General features: G+C 75.6%; 2 protein-coding genes. One reads left to right on the top strand and one right to left on the bottom strand.

The genetic code is table 11. The annotated features are described in order from the left end of the window. The coding region (locus tag EHS43_RS44955; protein ID WP_148104363.1) for a zinc-binding dehydrogenase at positions 1–518 on the top strand (518 nt) is incomplete at its 5' end. Here EHS43_RS44955 and EHS43_RS44950 read toward each other — a convergent pair. Next, positions 499–1,065: a GNAT family N-acetyltransferase gene (locus EHS43_RS44950; RefSeq protein ID WP_125196098.1), complete on the bottom strand. Its 567-nt coding sequence runs from the start codon at positions 1,063–1,065 to the stop codon at positions 499–501. The two genes, EHS43_RS44955 and EHS43_RS44950, sit on opposite strands and share 20 nt — an antisense overlap. Positions 1,066–1,129 lie beyond the last annotated feature (64 nt).

The following is a 1,129-nucleotide window of genomic DNA, read 5'->3' as shown; positions in this document are numbered from 1 at the left end:
GGGTGGGGCTGTCCGCGGTGATGATCGCGGCGGCCTCCGGGGCCCGTGTGGTGGCCGTGGACGTGTCCGCCCGGGCCCTGGCCCTGGCGCGGGAGTTCGGCGCGGCCGCGTGCGTGGACGCGTCCGGCACGCCGGACACCGCGGCGGCGGTCCGCGATCTGACCGGCGGCGGCGCCCATGTGTCCCTGGACGCCCTCGGTTCCCCGGCCACCTGCGCGGCCTCGGTCGGCTCCCTGCGCCGGCGCGGCCGGCACGTCCAGGTCGGCCTGCTGCCCTCGCCGGACGGGACGACCCCGGTCCCCATGGCCCGCGCGATCGCCCTGGAGCTCGAACTCCTCGGCAGCCACGGCATGGCCGCCCACACCTACCCGCCGATGCTGGAACTGGTCGCGGCGGGGGTGCTGCGGCCGGATCTGCTGGTGACGTCCACGATCGCGCTGGACGCGGCCCCGGCCGCCCTCGCGGCGATGGGCACCGCACCCGGGGCCGGGGTGACGGTCATCGAACCGTGGGGGTGAGGGCGGCCCACTCACGGTCGAGCAGGCTCATCACGACCCAGTCCACCCACACGCCGTCCCGCAGATCGGCCTCCCGCCGCACTCCCTCGACCCTGAACCCGGCCTTCTCGTAGACCCGCAGGGCGCGGGCGTTGTGGCCGTAGACCTCCAGCTCGATGCGGTGCAGGCCGAGCCGCTCGAAGCCGTGGCCGACGACGAGACGGGTGGCCTCGCTGCCGAGCCCGCGGCCACGGCCCCGCGGGCCGATGAGGGTGCGGAACGTGCAGCTGCGCGCCCGGGCGTCCCACTCGTGGAGGACGACCTCGCCGACCAGCTCGCCGGTCGCGCGGTCGGTGACGGCGAGGTCGAGACGGTCGGACTGCGCGGACCGCGTGCCGTACCAGGAGCGCAGCCGCTCCAGGGTGAGCTCGCCGGCGGGGGCTCCGGTGAAGCGCACGACCTCGGGGTCCTGGACGATCTCCGCCATGACCTCGGCGTCCGCCTCGGTGAACGGACGCAGCACGGTCCTGTCGCCGGTCAGCACGGGTTTCACGGAGAAGTCGCTCATGGGCCGAGGGTGTCAGACGCCCACGTCCCCCGGCCCGTGATTTTCGCCGGGCCGGGGTGGGGGA

The sequence above is a fragment of the Streptomyces sp. RP5T genome (assembly GCF_003933965.1).
Lineage (GTDB): Bacteria > Actinomycetota > Actinomycetes > Streptomycetales > Streptomycetaceae > Streptomyces.
This window is presented reverse-complemented; position numbering and strand designations above follow the sequence as displayed.